The organism is Streptomyces sp. NPDC036764 (assembly GCF_055609385.1).
In genome coordinates this window covers 93,763-108,871 of the sequence record NZ_JBVJPT010000012.1, presented here as the reverse complement: position 1 = coordinate 108,871, position 15,109 = coordinate 93,763, and the positions used below count along the sequence as shown (strand labels likewise).

At 69.1% G+C, this 15,109-nt stretch carries 12 protein-coding genes and 1 riboswitch; of the genes, 9 read left to right on the top strand and 3 right to left on the bottom strand.

Going from position 1 to position 15,109, the window contains the following annotated elements:
* The first annotated feature begins 193 nt into the window (after positions 1-193).
* From ACZ69Q_RS33340 to ACZ69Q_RS33310, 7 genes are all read left to right on the top strand, one after another.
* Positions 194-1,474, top strand: a complete 1,281-nt coding sequence (locus ACZ69Q_RS33340; protein ID WP_471049179.1) for a cytochrome P450 family protein — start codon at positions 194-196, stop codon at positions 1,472-1,474.
* A gap of 165 nt (positions 1,475-1,639) precedes the next feature.
* Positions 1,640-2,698 carry a transglycosylase family protein gene (locus ACZ69Q_RS33335; RefSeq protein WP_471049177.1) on the top strand — a complete coding sequence of 353 codons (1,059 nt, stop codon included), beginning with the start codon at positions 1,640-1,642 and terminating at the stop codon, positions 2,696-2,698.
* 208 nt (positions 2,699-2,906) lie between these two features.
* Positions 2,907-3,106: riboswitch (cyclic di-AMP (ydaO/yuaA leader) on the top strand.
* Positions 3,107-3,110: 4 nt separating this feature from the next.
* On the top strand, positions 3,111-3,800 hold the full coding sequence (locus tag ACZ69Q_RS33330; protein ID WP_471049175.1) for a transglycosylase family protein: 690 nt from the start codon (positions 3,111-3,113) through the stop codon (positions 3,798-3,800).
* Positions 3,801-4,121: 321 nt separating this feature from the next.
* Complete coding sequence (gene eno / locus ACZ69Q_RS33325; RefSeq protein WP_471049677.1) at positions 4,122-5,408, top strand: phosphopyruvate hydratase; 1,287 nt, start codon at positions 4,122-4,124, stop codon at positions 5,406-5,408.
* A gap of 100 nt (positions 5,409-5,508) precedes the next feature.
* On the top strand, positions 5,509-5,985 hold the full coding sequence (locus ACZ69Q_RS33320; RefSeq protein WP_471049172.1) for an FtsB family cell division protein: 477 nt from the start codon (positions 5,509-5,511) through the stop codon (positions 5,983-5,985).
* Between the two features lie 25 nt (positions 5,986-6,010).
* Positions 6,011-6,529, top strand: coding sequence for a DUF501 domain-containing protein (locus ACZ69Q_RS33315; RefSeq protein WP_107905794.1), 519 nt, complete (start codon positions 6,011-6,013; stop codon positions 6,527-6,529).
* Between the two features lie 134 nt (positions 6,530-6,663).
* A complete protein-coding gene (locus tag ACZ69Q_RS33310) occupies positions 6,664-7,617 on the top strand; it encodes a Ppx/GppA phosphatase family protein (protein ID WP_471049168.1) in 954 nt (317 codons plus the stop codon).
* An 81-nt stretch (positions 7,618-7,698) separates the two neighbouring features.
* On the opposite strand, the gene ACZ69Q_RS33305 is transcribed toward ACZ69Q_RS33310, so the two are convergent.
* Complete coding sequence (locus tag ACZ69Q_RS33305; protein WP_471049165.1) at positions 7,699-7,938, bottom strand: hypothetical protein; 240 nt, start codon at positions 7,936-7,938, stop codon at positions 7,699-7,701.
* 547 nt (positions 7,939-8,485) lie between these two features.
* Here ACZ69Q_RS33305 and ACZ69Q_RS33300 point away from each other — a divergent pair.
* Entirely contained in the window at positions 8,486-9,874 is a 1,389-nt protein-coding gene (locus ACZ69Q_RS33300) for an NAD(P)/FAD-dependent oxidoreductase (RefSeq protein ID WP_471049162.1), read from the top strand.
* Positions 9,875-10,129: 255 nt separating this feature from the next.
* Entirely contained in the window at positions 10,130-11,434 is a 1,305-nt protein-coding gene (locus ACZ69Q_RS33295; protein ID WP_471049159.1) for a class I SAM-dependent methyltransferase, read from the top strand.
* A 67-nt stretch (positions 11,435-11,501) separates the two neighbouring features.
* On the opposite strand, the gene ACZ69Q_RS33290 is transcribed toward ACZ69Q_RS33295, so the two are convergent.
* The gene (locus tag ACZ69Q_RS33290) at positions 11,502-14,033 is read right to left on the bottom strand and encodes an ABC transporter permease (RefSeq protein WP_471049156.1); all 2,532 of its coding nucleotides are present in this window, start codon (positions 14,031-14,033) and stop codon (positions 11,502-11,504) included.
* Positions 14,033-14,803, bottom strand: coding sequence for an ABC transporter ATP-binding protein (locus ACZ69Q_RS33285; protein WP_471049154.1), 771 nt, complete (start codon positions 14,801-14,803; stop codon positions 14,033-14,035). Before ACZ69Q_RS33285 ends, ACZ69Q_RS33290 begins: the two co-directional genes overlap by 1 nt.
* Positions 14,804-15,109: the final 306 nt, after the last annotated feature.

Sequence of the window (15,109 nt, the reverse complement as noted above, 5' to 3'; positions counted from 1 at the left end):
GAGCCCGCGCGCCGAGGGCCTGCGCGCCGAGGGCCTGCATGCCGAGGGCCTGCGTGCCGAGGGCCTGCGTGCCGAGGGCCTGCGTGCCGAGGGCCTGCGCGCCGAGGGCCTGCATGCCGAGGGCCTGCGTGCAGAGTCCGCCCTCCCCACCACCCGGCCGCACCCCCTGACCCTCTCCGGATACCGTCAAGGAGTGACCAACCAGCCCCACCCCCCGACCCCCCTCACCGAGGCCCCCGAACTCTTCACCTGGGAGTTCGCGACGGACCCCTACCCCGCCTACGCCTGGCTCCGGGAACACGCCCCCGTTCACCGGACCCGGCTCCCCAGCGGGGTGGAGGCCTGGCTGGTCACCCGGTACGCCGACGCCAAGCAGACGCTCGCCGACACCCGGCTCTCCAAGAATCCGGCCCACCACGACGAGCCCGCGCACGCCAAGGGCAAGACCGGTATCCCGGGGGAGCGCAAGGCCGAGCTGATGACGCATCTGCTCAACATCGACCCGCCGGACCACACCAGGCTCCGCCGGCTCGTCTCCAAGGCCTTCACGCCCCGCAGGGTCGCCGAGTTCGCGCCACGGGTGCAGGAGCTCACCGATCAGCTCATCGACCGGTTCGCGGCGGAGGGGAGCGCCGACCTCATCCACGAGTTCGCCTTCCCTCTCCCCATCTACGCGATCTGCGACCTGCTCGGCGTCCCGCGCGAGGACCAGGACGACTTCCGGGACTGGGCGGGCATGATGATCCGCCACCAGGGCGGCCCCAGGGGCGGGGTCGCGCGGTCGGTCAAGAAGATGCGCGGGTATCTGGCCGAGCTGATCCACCGCAAGCGTGAGGCACTTCCGGCCACCCCCGACCCCGGCGAGGACCTCATCTCCGGTCTCATCCGTGCCTCCGACCACGGTGAGCACCTCACCGAGAACGAGGCCGCGGCCATGGCCTTCATCCTGCTGTTCGCCGGCTTCGAGACGACCGTCAACCTCATCGGCAACGGCACCTTCGCCCTGCTCACCCACCCCGAGCAGCGGGCCCGCCTCCAGACCTCCCTGGCCGCCCACGACACCGCCCTGCTGGAGACCGGCGTAGAGGAACTCCTGCGCTACGACGGCCCGGTCGAGCTCGCCACCTGGCGCTTCGCCACCGAGCCGCTCACCATCGGCGGGCAGGACATCGCGGCCGGCGACCCCGTCCTGGTCGTCCTGGCCGCCGCCGACCGCGACCCGGAGCGGTTCGCCGACCCCGACGTCCTCGACCTCGGCCGCCGCGACAACCAGCACCTCGGTTACGGCCACGGCATCCACTACTGCCTCGGCGCCCCGCTCGCCCGTCTGGAGGGCCAGACCGCCCTCGCCACGCTCCTCACCCGCCTCCCGGATCTCCGACTCGCCGTGGATCCGGGGGAGTTGAGGTGGCGGGGCGGGCTCATCATGCGCGGACTGCGTACGCTTCCGGTGGAGTTCACCCCGGTTGGGTGAGTACGTCCACCTCCGCAAACGTGACACGCACTCATGACTGTGATCTTCACGTGATCTACGCGGCATTAACTTGTGACAAGTGATCGTCTGCCTATACGTTCACGGATCAACAAGGCGTCCAGGTTTACGCGCCGTGTTCAGTGCTGCCTCGCGAAAGGTCCCCGCATGCTCTCCGGGAACGGTCGTCACCGTCGCCCCCGTCAGGCTCCGGCTCTCCTCGTCGCGGCCGGAGTCACCGGGTCAGCGATCGCCATCCCGCTCCTCGGCGCCACCGGCGCGAGCGCCGCCGACGGCACCGTGTGGGACAAGGTGGCCGAGTGCGAGAGCGGCGGCTCGTGGAGCGCCGACAGCGGCAACGGGCACTACGGCGGACTCCAGTTGACCCAGGACGACTGGGAGAAGTACGGCGGCCTGGACTACGCCTCCAGCCCCGACCTGGCCAGCCGCTCGCAGCAGATAGCCGTGGCCCAGGACATCCTCGCGGACCGGGGGACCAGCCCCTGGGGCACGTGCGCCGTACTCAACGGGCTCACCAAGAAGTCCGGATCGGTCGACCTCGACACCGGAGTGGAGGACGACTCACCCTCCGAAGTATCCGGATCATCCGGATTGCTCGATTCGTCCAACTCATCGAATTCGGCCGATTCATCAGAGGAGTCCGGCTCCTCCGGCTCCGGCGATTCCTCCGACACGTCGACGCCGTCCGGCGATCCCTCGAATTCGGCGAGCGGCACTCCCGAGACTTCGTCCGAATCGCCCGAGAAGTCCTCTTCCTCGCCGTCTTCGTCCTCTACGCCCGACAAGTCCTCCAAGTCCGATGCGTCGCCCGAAGCGACGGACTCGCGATCGCCGGAGAGCTCGCCCGTCGAGACGCCCGAGGCGGACAATCAGGACAACTGGTCGCAAGATGCGGGCTCCTGGAGCCTGGTCGACACCGGCTCGGTCGACGGCGCGGCCGAGGGTGCGGTCGAGGAAGCGACGACCGGCACCGGTCGGCACCGCGGCCCCAGCGCCGACGAGAGCGACACCGTCGAGGCGGCCACCAAGTCCACCGGACGCCATGCCTCGTACAAGGTCCGCGAGGGCGACACTCTCGCCTCCATCGCCGACTCCCTTGACCTCGACGGCGGATGGCGCGCGCTGTACCAGGCGAACCGGAAGGCCATCGGTGTTGACGCGAACCACATCTCTCCCGGTCAGACCCTGGACGTCCCCGTCAAATAGCGGTCGAACAGGGCGAAAAACAGCGGCAGTTCGCGTCATGTTTCGCGGTGAATGTCCGTTTTAGATGGAGTGAGAGATAGATCTCAGAAGCCCTGATCGTCTTTGTAATTCCGCGAATCGCGTGTCTACGGTCATGACCGCTCGCCACCAGTGCGAGCCCCGACAGCCGTCACGCCGAATCCTGCCGGCGGTCGTACGGGAACAGTCGTCGCGTCAAGCGCCGTAGGCAGGAGCGGGGGACCCAAGGTTTGCGCCGGGTCCGGCAGTTGAGGTCCTTCGGGGCCGCACGGCCGGAACCGGCTCGGGGTGAAGCCGCGCAGCGGGAGCCGAGAGGCGAACGTGCGCGGCCGGGCAACTCAACCGGCCCGAACCCGACAGCTCACCTCGTAGGCGTCGGTGAGGGGATCCAACCATGCTGTTTTCCAGCAAGGGCAAGCACCGTCGTCCGTCCAAGGCCGCTCGCGCCATCGCCGTCGTCGGCGTCACCGGTGCCGCCGCCGTCGCCGCCCCGCTGATGGCGGCCGGCAGCGCCTCGGCCGCCACCGCCTCCGAGTGGGACGCCGTCGCCCAGTGCGAGGCCGGCGGCAACTGGTCGATCAACACCGGCAACGGCTACTACGGCGGTCTGCAGTTCTCCGCCTCCACCTGGGCCGCGTACGGCGGCACCCAGTACGCCGCCACCGCCGACCAGGCCACCAAGGCCCAGCAGATCGCGATAGGCGAGAAGGTCCTCGCTGGCCAGGGCAAGGGTGCCTGGCCGAACTGCGGCACCGGCCTGTCGAGCGCCGCCTACACCGGCGCTCCCGCCGGCGGCTCCTCGCAGAGCACCGAGTCCACCACCCGCTCCTCCGAGCAGCAGTCGGCCTCCCGCTCCGCCGACCGCCCGGCGGCGAAGAAGAGCACCAAGACCGTCACCACCCCGACCGGCAAGAAGGTCAAGAAGGGCGACGGCGAGTACAAGGTCGTCAAGGGCGACACCCTCAGCTCGATCGCCGAGAAGAAGAACGTCAAGGGCGGCTGGGAGAAGCTCTTCAAGCTGAACAAGGACATCGTCGAGGACGCCGACCTGATCTACCCCGGTCAGCAGCTCCACCTGAAGTAAGAGGGCGCGGCCGCGGCGAATACGCGGCCCACGGTTGAACCACAGCGCCTTCACATCCGTGGACCTCATAGTGAAGGCGTCGTGAGGGTCGCCCCCGTCCCCACGAACTCCCCGCCTCGGTGCGTTTTCCCCCGTACGCACCGGGGCGGGGCTCTTTGTTGTGTGCGGTTGTGGGCGGACATTTTTGTTCCGTTCGGAAACAATTTACTCTCGGTTCTGTCCACGGGGCGGTCGACCGCTGGTCTGATGCCCGGAGCCGGTTAGGCTCGTCTCGCAGTACCCACCGCGGACTGCGTACCCGCGTCACATCCCATGAAGGAGATGCTCGTGCCGTCCATCGACGTCGTCGTAGCCCGGGAAATCCTGGACTCCCGAGGTAACCCCACGGTCGAGGTCGAGGTCGGCCTCGACGACGGCAGCACGGGTCGTGCCGCCGTTCCGTCCGGCGCCTCCACGGGCGCCTTCGAGGCCATCGAGCTCCGCGACGGTGACCCGAACCGCTACCAGGGCAAGGGTGTCGAGAAGGCCGTCCTCGCCGTCATCGAGCAGATCGGCCCGGAGCTCGTCGGCTACGACGCCACCGAGCAGCGCCTGATCGACCAGGCCATGTTCGACCTGGACGCCACCGACAACAAGGGCTCCCTCGGCGCCAACGCCATCCTCGGCGTCTCCCTCGCCGTCGCCCACGCCGCCTCCGAGGCCAGCGACCTCCCGCTCTTCCGCTACCTGGGCGGCCCGAACGCGCACCTGCTGCCCGTTCCGATGATGAACATCCTGAACGGCGGCTCGCACGCCGACTCCAACGTGGACATCCAGGAGTTCATGATCGCCCCGATCGGCGCGGAGTCCTTCTCCGAGGCGCTGCGCTGGGGCACCGAGGTCTACCACACCCTCAAGAAGGTCCTGAAGAGCCGCAGCCTGTCCACCGGGCTCGGCGACGAGGGCGGCTTCGCCCCGAACCTCGGCTCCAACCGCGAGGCCCTCGACCTCATCCTCGAAGCGATCAAGGAAGCCGGCTACGCCCCCGGCGAGCAGATCGCCCTCGCGCTCGACGTCGCCGCCTCCGAGTTCTACAAGGACGGCAAGTACCTCTTCGAGGGCAAGGAGCGCTCCGCCGCCGAGATGACGGAGTACTACGAGGAGCTCGTGGCGGCCTACCCGCTCGTCTCCATCGAGGACCCGCTGTTCGAGGACGACTGGGCCGGCTGGAAGGTCCTCACCGAAAAGCTCGGCGACAAGGTCCAGATCGTCGGTGACGACCTCTTCGTCACCAACCCGGAGCGCCTGGCCCGCGGCATCGACGACGGCGCCGCCAACGCCCTGCTCGTCAAGGTGAACCAGATCGGCTCGCTCACCGAGACCCTGGACGCCGTCGAGCTCGCCCAGCGCAGCGGCTTCAAGTGCATGATGTCCCACCGCTCCGGCGAGACCGAGGACGTCACCATCGCCGACCTGGCCGTCGCCACCAACTGCGGCCAGATCAAGACCGGCGCCCCGGCCCGCTCCGAGCGCGTCGCCAAGTACAACCAGCTCCTGCGCATCGAGGAGATCCTCGACGACGCCGCGGTGTACGCCGGCCGCAGCGCCTTCCCGCGCTTCAAGGGCTGACCCCACCTGGGTAAGGCTTAGCCAGTCGTACGTACGTCCCCGTACTCGGTCCCGTACCGTGTGCGGGGACGTACGCACGTGAAAGGGGAGGCGAGAGCCGATGGCCGTCAAGGACCGGGACCGTTTCTCCACCGCGACCAGGATCCGGTTGCTCGGCGAGCAGACTGCGGCCCGCGTCTACCGCTCCCAGACCAAGCGGCAGGCCCGGCGCTCCCGGCTCACCAGCCGCGCCGCGCTGCTCGCGCTGGTGGTCTGCTCCCTCGTCGTGGCGCTGGCCTACCCCATAAGGCAGTACGTCTCCCAGCGTGCCGAGATCGCCGACCTCCAACGGGAGAAGGAGGAGGCCGCCCAGCGCGTCGAGGACCTGCGTGACATCAAGGCACGCTGGCAGGACGACGCGTACGCCGAGCAGCAGATCCGGCAGCGGCTGCACTATGTGATGCCCGGGGAGACCGGCTACATCGTGGTCGACCCGGACGCGGCGAAGAAGTCGCGGACCGACCAGAGCGCGGCCGACCGCCCCTGGTACGCGAACATCTGGGACGGGGTCGACAAGGCCGACGCCGCCGCCCAGTGAGAACCGAACCGATAGAAAGACAGGCATGGAAACGCCCCCGCCGCCCACCCCGCGCACCGAGCCCACCGACGCGGACGTCGAGGCCTTCAAGCAGCAGCTCGGGCGGCCCCCGCGCGGGCTGCGCGCGATCGCGCACCGGTGCCCGTGCGGGCAGCCGGACGTCGTCGAGACGGCCCCTCGGCTGCCCGACGGTACGCCGTTCCCGACGCTGTACTACCTGACGTGCCCGAAGGCCTCGTCGGCGATCGGCACGCTGGAGGCGAACGGGGTGATGAAGGAGATGTCGGCGCGGCTGGAGAGTGATCCGGAGCTGGCCGCGGCGTATCGCTCCGCACACGAGGACTACATCCGGCGGCGCGACGAGATCGAGGAGCTGACCGGGTTTCCGAGCGCGGGTGGCATGCCGGACCGGGTGAAGTGTCTGCATGTGCTGGTCGCGCACTCGCTGGCGGCCGGGCCGGGGGTCAATCCCCTGGGGGACGAGGCGATTGCGATGCTGCCCGAGTGGTGGATGAAGGGACCGTGTGTGGTCGCGGCCGAGTGATCTCGCCCCCGCCGCCCCTACCCTTCCCCGGGGGCTGCGCCCCCGGACCCCCGCATCGGCCTGAACGGCCTCGTCCTCAAACGCCGGACGGGCTGAAAGAACATGACCGGTCCCGTACATCAGAAGGGCACCCCATGACCCGCGTCGCCGCCATCGACTGCGGTACGAACTCGATCCGGCTCCTCGTCGCCGATGTCGACCCCGCCACCGGCGAACTCGTCGATCTGGACCGCCGTATGACCATCGTGCGCCTCGGCCAGGGGGTCGACCGCACGGGGCGGCTGGCGCCCGAGGCGCTGGAGCGTACCTTCGCCGCGTGCCGTGACTACGCGGCGATCATCAAGGAGCACGGCGCCGAGCGGCTGCGCTTCGTCGCCACGTCCGCCTCGCGGGACGCCGAGAACCGGGACGTGTTCGTGCGCGGTGTCATGGACATCCTGGGCGTCGAGCCCGAGGTCGTCACCGGGGACCAGGAGGCGGAGTTCTCCTTCACGGGCGCGACGAAGGAACTGACGGGGCGTGCGGATCTGCACCGGCCCTACCTCGTCGTGGACATCGGCGGCGGCTCGACGGAGTTCGTCGTCGGCGAGGAGCACGTCCGTGCGGCGCGCTCCGTGGACGTCGGCTGTGTGCGGATGACCGAGCGCCACCTCGTGCGCGACGGTGCGGTCTCCGACCCGCCCTCCGCCGAGCAGATCGCCGCGATACGGGCCGACATCGAGGCGGCCCTCGACCTCGCCGAGGAGACGGTGCCGCTGCGCGAGGCGAAGACGCTGGTGGGGCTGGCCGGTTCGGTCACCACGGTGTCGGCCATCGCGCAGGACCTGCCCGAGTACGACTCCACGCGCATCCACCACTCCCGGGTCACCCTCGACCGGGTCCGCGAGATCACCGACTGGCTGCTGCACTCCACGCACGCCGAGCGCGCGGCCGTGCCCTCCATGCACCCGGGGCGGGTCGACGTCATCGCGGCCGGCGCGCTGGTGCTGCTGGCGATCATGGAGCGGATCGGCGCCGCGGAGGTCGTCGTCAGCGAGCACGACATCCTCGACGGCATCGCCTTCAAGGTGGCGCAGGCGCCCCAGTAGGGCACTGGGCACCCACGCAACGGCCCCGGTCCCTCGTGGGAGGAACCGGGGCCGTCCTGTCAGCCCATCGCGGACTGTCCGTCAGTTGCAGAGGAGTACAAGGAGACCGACGCATCCATCGTCGTCGCCGTGGTTGAAGTGGTTGTTGTCGCCGTGGCCATGGTCGCCGTAGGAAGGACTGGCCATGGCCTTCGCGGTGACAGGGGTCGCTGCCGCGGTGGATGAGACCGCCGTCCCCAGCGCGAGGGCGATGCCGAGGGCGACGCCGACCGAGACTATTCGCTTGCCGGCCCGCTTGGGGGCCTTGTGTGAAGTGATCATGGCTGCACGTTATGTGCCCTTCTGATCATTTTCGCGCGGAGAGTGGCCGACCGGGTGACGGTGACTCAGATCCCGGGCGCAGGGTGGTTCGTGTCTCGTTTTCCTACCTGCCGGTAGCCATCGAGTGAGCGGTCCGGCTAGCGTGTGAGCACTTTCGAGGGGTCTTGCGATCCCCTTGCGGCCCGCCCAGGGTGACCTGCTCAAGAAAGTTCGTGAAGTTCTTCACAAGGAATTCGGCCCCGTCGGAGCACGGATAGGTGTCGGTTGACCCTTCCGAGGGGTGAACAGGCCCTTGAACATGTTCAGACGGCTCGTGTAATGGGGCTTCGGGAGTCTTCCGGCCGAGGGTGTCTCGAGCCGCTCACAGAGGGCCTGTTGGGACAGAGAGGCAGCTCACGCGGCATTGACAACGGGTCGTAGCGCACCCCGGTTCCCGGATGTGACCATGACCTGTGTCACGCGGGCCGGGGATGGTAGCACAGGGTACGGAAGAGCTTGTGAAGGGGCGCACGAGCGACCCCCCTGAGGCGGGTGGATACTCGATGGCATGAGCACCACGGAGCGTCCCAGGATCCTCGTAGTAGGCGGTGGGTACGTAGGCCTGTACGCAGCTCGGCGCATTCTCAAGAAGATGCGCTACGGAGAGGCGACCGTCACGGTCGTCGACCCCCGGTCGTACATGACCTACCAGCCCTTCCTCCCCGAAACCGCCGCCGGCAGCATCTCCCCGCGCCACGTCGTCGTCCCGCTGCGACGCGTGCTGCCCAAGGCGGAGGTCCTCACCGGCCGGGTCACCACCATCGATCAGGACCGCAAGGTCGCCACGATCGCCCCGCTGGTCGGCGAGGCGTACGAGCTGCCCTTCGACTACCTGGTCATCGCGATGGGCGCGGTCTCGCGCACCTTCCCGATCCCCGGCCTCGCCGAGCAGGGCATCGGTATGAAGGGCATCGAGGAGGCCATCGGCCTGCGCAACCACGTCCTCGAGCAGCTCGACAAGGCCGACTCCACCACCGACGAGGAGATCCGCCGCAAGGCGCTCACCTTCGTCTTCATCGGCGGCGGCTTCGCCGGTGCCGAGACCATCGGTGAGGTCGAGGACATGGCCCGCGACGCGGCCAAGTACTACACCAGCGTCTCCCGCGAGGACATGCGGTTCGTCCTCGTCGACGCCGCCGACAAGATCCTGCCCGAGGTCGGCCCCAAGCTCGGCCAGTACGGCAAGGAGCACCTGGAGGCCCGTGGCGTCGAGGTCTACCTCTCGACCTCCATGGACTCCTGCGTCGACGGCCACGTCGTGCTGAAGAACGGCCTCGAGGTCGACTCCAACACCATCGTGTGGACGGCCGGCGTCAAGCCGAACCCCGCCCTCTCCCGCTTCGGCCTGCCGCTCGGCCCGCGCGGTCACGTCGACTGCGAGCCGACCCTCCAGGTCGCGGGCACCGACTACATCTGGGCCGCCGGCGACAACGCCCAGGTCCCGGACCTCGTCGGCCGCAAGGCCGGCAACCCCAACGCCTGGTGCCCGCCGAACGCCCAGCACGCGCTGCGTCAGGCCAAGGTCCTCGGCGACAACGTGATCTCCGGTATGCGGGGCTTCCCGCAGAAGGACTACTCGCACGCCAACAAGGGTGCGGTGGCGGGCCTCGGCCTCCACAAGGGCGTCGCGATGATCGTCATGGGCAAGGTGAAGATCAAGCTCAAGGGCCGTCTCGCCTGGTACATGCATCGTGGCTACCACGGCATGGCGATGCCGACCTTCAACCGCAAGATCCGCGTCTTCGCCGACTGGACCCTCGGCATGTTCCTCAAGCGCGAGGTCGTCGCCCTCGGTGCCCTGGAGACTCCCCGCGAGGAGTTCTACGAGGCCGCCAAGCCGGCGCCGGTCGCCGCCGCGAGCACTGCCGACAAGGGCGAGAAGGCCAAGGCCTCCTGACCCCTTCCGGCCGGCCTCCCGAGGTCGCTGAACCGCCGGCCTCCCGAGGCCGTTGAACCAACCGAAGGACCTCCCGCCATCCGTGGTGCGGGAGGTCCTTCGGCGTTCCGGGGCACGGCCGTCGCGCGGGCCGACCGGGTGGCTCCTGCACCTGTTTTGCCCAGCCGTAACGCGCGTGGGGGACTGTCAACGGGCCCCGCAGGTGTTTACGTGGTGTCGGACATTCCGGGATCCGTTATCACGGAGGTGTGTGCCATGGCAGACGCCGCGGCGCGGCTGAAGGGCCTTCTCGAACAGTTGCTGGGGGTTCCACTCCCGGTGCGCATCCGCGCCTGGGACGGTTCGCAGGCGGGTCCGCCGGGCGCGCCGACCCTCGTCGTACGCAACCGCCGCGCCGTGCGGCGGCTGTTGTTCAAGCCCGGTGAGCTGGGGCTCGCCCGGGCCTGGGTAGCCGGGGACCTGGAGATCGAGGGGGATCTCTACACCGCCCTCGATCTGCTCGCGGGGTTCGTGTGGGAGCGGGACGACGACGCCCGGAGCCTGGCTCAGGCGCTTCGGGACCCCGAGGTGCGCGCCGCCGTCCGCGGGCTCGTCAGGCTCGGTGGAGTGCCGCTGCCGCCCGCGCCGCCGCCCGAGGAGGTGCGCCGGCCGGGCCATCTGCACACCAAGCGCACCGACAGACGCGCCATCAGCCACCACTACGACGTCGGCAACGACTTCTACGAGATCGTCCTCGGCCCGTCCATGGTGTACTCCTGCGCCTACTGGCCCGCCCCGGACAGCACCCTGGAGACCGCCCAGCACGACAAGCTCGACCTCATCTGCCGCAAACTCGGCCTGAAACCCGGCATGCGGCTGCTCGACGTCGGCTGCGGCTGGGGCTCCATGGCCGTGCACGCCGCCCGCGAGTACGGCGTGAGGGTCGTCGGCATCACCCTCTCCCAGGAGCAGGCCGCCTACGCCCGCAAGCGCGTCGCCGACGAGGGCCTCACCGACAAGGTGGAGATCCGCGTCCAGGACTACCGGGAGGTCGACGACGGGCCGTACGACGCCATCTCCTCCGTCGGCATGGCCGAGCACGTCGGCGCCGAGCGGTATCTGGAGTACGCCGATGTGCTGCACCGGCTGCTGAAGCCCGGCGGGCGGCTGCTCAACCACCAGATCGCCCGGCGGCCGCAGCGCGACGAATCGGCGTACGAGGTCGACGAGTTCATCGACGCCTATGTGTTCCCCGACGGTGAGCTCCAGCCCGTCGGAGTCACCATCGCCCAGCTCGAACGCGCCGGTTTCGAGGTGCGCGACGTCGAGTCGATCCGGGAGCACTACGCCCTGACGCTGCGCCGCTGGGTGGCCAATCTGGAGGCCGACTGGGCGCGGGCGGTCAAGCTCACCAGCATCGGACGCGCCCGCGTGTGGCGGCTGTACATGGCCGCGTGCGCGCTGGCCTTCGAGCGCAACCGCATCGGCGTCAACCAGGTGCTGGCGGTGCGAACCCCCGAATCCGGTGACTCCGCGATGGCGCTGCGCGCCCGCAGGTGGAGTGAAGCCGAGCGCCGTTGAGCCGGACGCAAGCCGAAGGGCCGGGTCCCCGTGGTGGGGAAGCCCGGCCCTTCGGCGCGTCGAGGCGTTACTCGGCCTTGATCGCGTTCAGCATGTTCAGCCGCGCGGCGTTGCGGGCCGGCCACATCGCGGCCAGGACGCCCACCAGACCGGCCAGCACCAGGAAGATCCCGATCCGGTCCCAGGGCAGGACCAGCTCGTAGCCCGGGATCTGGTCCGCGACGGTCTCGCCGATCGCCCAGCCGAGGAAGGAGCCGAGACCGATGCCGACCACCGCGCCGAACACCGAGATGACCACGGCCTCGAGGCGGACCATCCGCTTCACGCGGCGCCGGTCGAGACCGATCGCCCGCAGCATGCCGATCTCCTGCTGCCGCTCGAACACCGACATCGCGAGGGTGTTGACGACGCCCAGCACCGCGATGATCAGGGCCATCGCCAGCAGGCCGTACATGATGTTCAGCAGGGTGTTGATGGCGCCGCCGAACTCGTTGCGGATGTCCTGGCGGTCCATGACGGTGATCGCGGGGTTGTCGCCCAGCGCGTCGATGAGGACCTTCTCGTTCGCGGCGGACTGGCCGCCGTCGACCTTCACGAAGATCTGCCGGATGTACGGCTTGGCCTCGTGCGCGTTCACCACCTTGGTGTCGACGAGGACGGGCGAGAGGAACTCGCTGTCCTTGTAGACCGCGCCGACCGTCAGCGTGGCCTTCTTCTCGTCGGCGAAGGTGAAGGGGATGCTGTCGCCGGGCTTCCAGCCCTTGCTCTTGGCCGTCTTCTCGGCGACCGCGATCTGGCCCTTGGCGAGCGAGTCGACGTTGCCGCTGACGACGTCGACGTTCAGGACCCGCTGGATGTCGCCCGGGGTGACCGCGGAGGCGGACACGTAGTCGTCACCGACCTGGAGGTAGGCGTCCTGCTGGGGCGAGACCGCGGAGACGCCCTTGGCCTTCTCCAGCGCCGTCAGCGCGGACTGGTCGAGGTCGCCGCCGTTCGCCATCGAGACCATGTAGTCGGCCTTGATGTTGTCCGTGGTCATCTTGTCGATGGCCGTGCCGACCGTGATGCCGAGCACCGACAGGCCGGTCACCAGCGTCAGCCCGATCGCCAGCGCGGAGGCGGTAGCCCCGGTACGGCGCGGATTGCGGACCGCGTTCAGGCCGGCCAGCTTGCCGGCCACCCCGAAGGGGCCGACGAGCAGCGGACGGACGAGCGCGATCACGGGCCGGGACAGCAGCGGGATCAGGATGATCACGCCGATCAGCGCGAAGAACGCGCCCGCCCCGATGTACATCCGGCCGTCGTCACCGCCGGTCGAGGCGCCCAGCACGATCCCGGCCGCGCCGAGGCCGGTGATGGCCGTGCCGATGGAGTTGCGCACCACCATCGACTTGGTGGTGGCCGCCGCGTGGACGCTGTTCATGGCCGCGACCGGCGGGATCTTCGCGGCCCGGCGGCCGGGCAGCCAGGCGGCGAACGTCGTGATCAGCACACCGACCGCGATCGCCGCGATGACCGGCGTGGCGGACAGGATCAGCGGACCGTCCGGGATCTTCATGTCGAACGCGGCCATGCCGGAGCGCAGACCGACCGCGAGGCCGATGCCGAGGACGAAGCCGATCACCGAGGCGACGAAGCCCACCACCGCGGCCTCGGCGAGCACCGAGCGGGTGATCTGCTTGCGCGACGCACCGACGGCGCGCATCAGGGCGATCTCCTTGGTGCGCTGGGCGACCAGCATCGTGAAGGTGTTGGAGATCAGGAAGATCCCGACGAACAGCGCGATGCCCGCGAAGCCGAGCAGTACCTGCTTGAGGTTGCCCATGCCCTGTTCGATCTGCTCGGCCTGCTCGTCCGCGAGCGCCTGGCCGGTCTGGGCCTCGGCGGTGTCCGGCAGCAGCGGCTTGACCGCGGCCAGGATCTTCGCGTCGTCGGCGCCGGGGGCGGCGGTGACGGTGACGCTCTCGAAGTAGCCCGGCTTGAGGTACTGCTTCTGGGCGACCGCGGCGTCGAAGAGGACGAGGCTGCCGCCGGCGTTCACGGCGCCGTCCTCGGTGGTGAACACACCGCTGAGGGTGTACTCCTTCACCGGGCCGTTGGTCGCGACACGCACCCGGTCGCCGACCTGGTACCCGCCCTTGGTGGCGGACTCCTTGTCCAGGGCGATCTGATCGTCCTTCACCGGGCCGGAGCCGTCGGTGAACGTGTAGGCGCTGTCCTTGCCGTCCTTGCCGGGGGCGAAGTTGGAGCCCTTGTTGGACCAGCCGACGCCGATGAGCTTGCCGTCGGGGTCGGCGACCCCGGCGAAGCCCTCGACGCGGCCGTAGGCGCCGGCGACGCCGTCCACGGCGGAGATCTTGTCGAGGGTCTTCCCGGAGAGGCCGGGCTCTTCCTCGGGGTTGTCCGGGTCGGCGTGCGAGGTGACGGAGACGGCGACGTCGTCGTAGCTCTTCGCCGACTGGTTGCGGAAGGCGTTGGAGAGGGTGTCGGCGAAGACCAGGGTGCCGGATACGAACGCGACGCCGAGCATGACGGCGAGCACGGTCATCAACAGCCGGGCCTTGTGCGCGAGTACGTTGCGCAGGGCGGTGCGGAACATCAGCTTGTGCGGCCCTTCGCGTCGAACTGCTTCATGAAGTCGAGCACGTTGTCCGCGGTCGGCCGGAACATCTCGTCGACGATGCGTCCGTCGGCCAGGAACACCACGCGGTCCGCGTACGCCGCGGCCACCGGGTCGTGGGTCACCATCACGACCGTCTGCCCCAACTCCCGTACGGAGTTGCGAAGGAAGCCCAGCACCTCGGCGCCCGAGCGCGAGTCCAGGTTTCCGGTCGGCTCGTCACCGAAGATGATCTCGGGCCTGGAGGCGAGGGCGCGGGCCACCGCGACGCGCTGCTGCTGGCCGCCGGAGAGCTGGGCGGGACGGTGGCTCAGCCGGTCGGCGAGACCGACCATCCGGATCACCGAGTCCACCCACTGCTTGTCCGGCTTGCGGCCCGCGATGTCCATCGGGAGGGTGATGTTCTCCAGCGCGGTCAGCGTGGGCAGCAGGTTGAACGCCTGGAAGATGAAGCCGATCTTGTCCCGGCGCAACTTGGTGAGCTGCTTGTCCTTCAGGGAGCCGAGCTCGGTGTCGCCGATGCGCACCGAACCGGAGGAGAAGGTGTCCAGACCGGCCACACAGTGCATCAGCGTGGACTTGCCGGAGCCGGAGGGGCCCATGATCGCGGTGAACTCGGCCTGCCGGAAGTCGACGGAGACCCGGTCCAGGGCGACCACCTGGGTCTCGCCCTGTCCGTAGATCTTCGACAGATCCGTGGCCCGCGCGGCCACGGTCGTGGCCCGGTCGGCGATGGGTGCGGTGGTCACGAGAAGAACGCTCCTGAGGGGACGGCGGTGTGTTCGAAGGACGTATCCATCGTCCCGGCCGTGCGGCGCCGTGTAGTCCGTCCCTGTTCTGGTTCCGAAGGCAGACTGCGGATGGACCGCAGGCCGCTGTGTCATACCTGAGGATGACGGGGACCCCTGACACCTGTTCGCGTCGGGAACAGGTGGAGCGTCCTTGTTTGGACGGTGAAATTCCGTCATTCCGTATGCGCCGCCGAGCGCCGCAGGGAAGGCTATTGGCAAGTGCGGATGGCGTGTTCCGTGGGCTGATGCACCCTCAGACGTCAA

Bases quoted from the DNA above. Each gene is read 5' to 3' on its own strand.
- ACZ69Q_RS33335 (WP_471049177.1), top strand. From the start codon at position 1,640: ATGCTCTCCGGGAACGGTCGTCACCGTCGCCCCCGTCAGGCTCCGGCT.
- ACZ69Q_RS33330 (WP_471049175.1), top strand. From the start codon at position 3,111: ATGCTGTTTTCCAGCAAGGGCAAGCACCGTCGTCCGTCCAAGGCCGCT.
- eno (WP_471049677.1), top strand. From the start codon at position 4,122: ATGCTCGTGCCGTCCATCGACGTCGTCGTAGCCCGGGAAATCCTGGAC.
- ACZ69Q_RS33320 (WP_471049172.1), top strand. From the start codon at position 5,509: ATGGCCGTCAAGGACCGGGACCGTTTCTCCACCGCGACCAGGATCCGG.
- ACZ69Q_RS33315 (WP_107905794.1), top strand. From the start codon at position 6,011: ATGGAAACGCCCCCGCCGCCCACCCCGCGCACCGAGCCCACCGACGCG.
- ACZ69Q_RS33310 (WP_471049168.1), top strand. From the start codon at position 6,664: ATGACCCGCGTCGCCGCCATCGACTGCGGTACGAACTCGATCCGGCTC.
- ACZ69Q_RS33305 (WP_471049165.1), bottom strand. From the start codon at position 7,938: ATGATCACTTCACACAAGGCCCCCAAGCGGGCCGGCAAGCGAATAGTC.
- ACZ69Q_RS33300 (WP_471049162.1), top strand. From the start codon at position 8,486: ATGAGCACCACGGAGCGTCCCAGGATCCTCGTAGTAGGCGGTGGGTAC.
- ACZ69Q_RS33295 (WP_471049159.1), top strand. From the start codon at position 10,130: ATGGCAGACGCCGCGGCGCGGCTGAAGGGCCTTCTCGAACAGTTGCTG.
- ACZ69Q_RS33290 (WP_471049156.1), bottom strand. From the start codon at position 14,033: ATGTTCCGCACCGCCCTGCGCAACGTACTCGCGCACAAGGCCCGGCTG.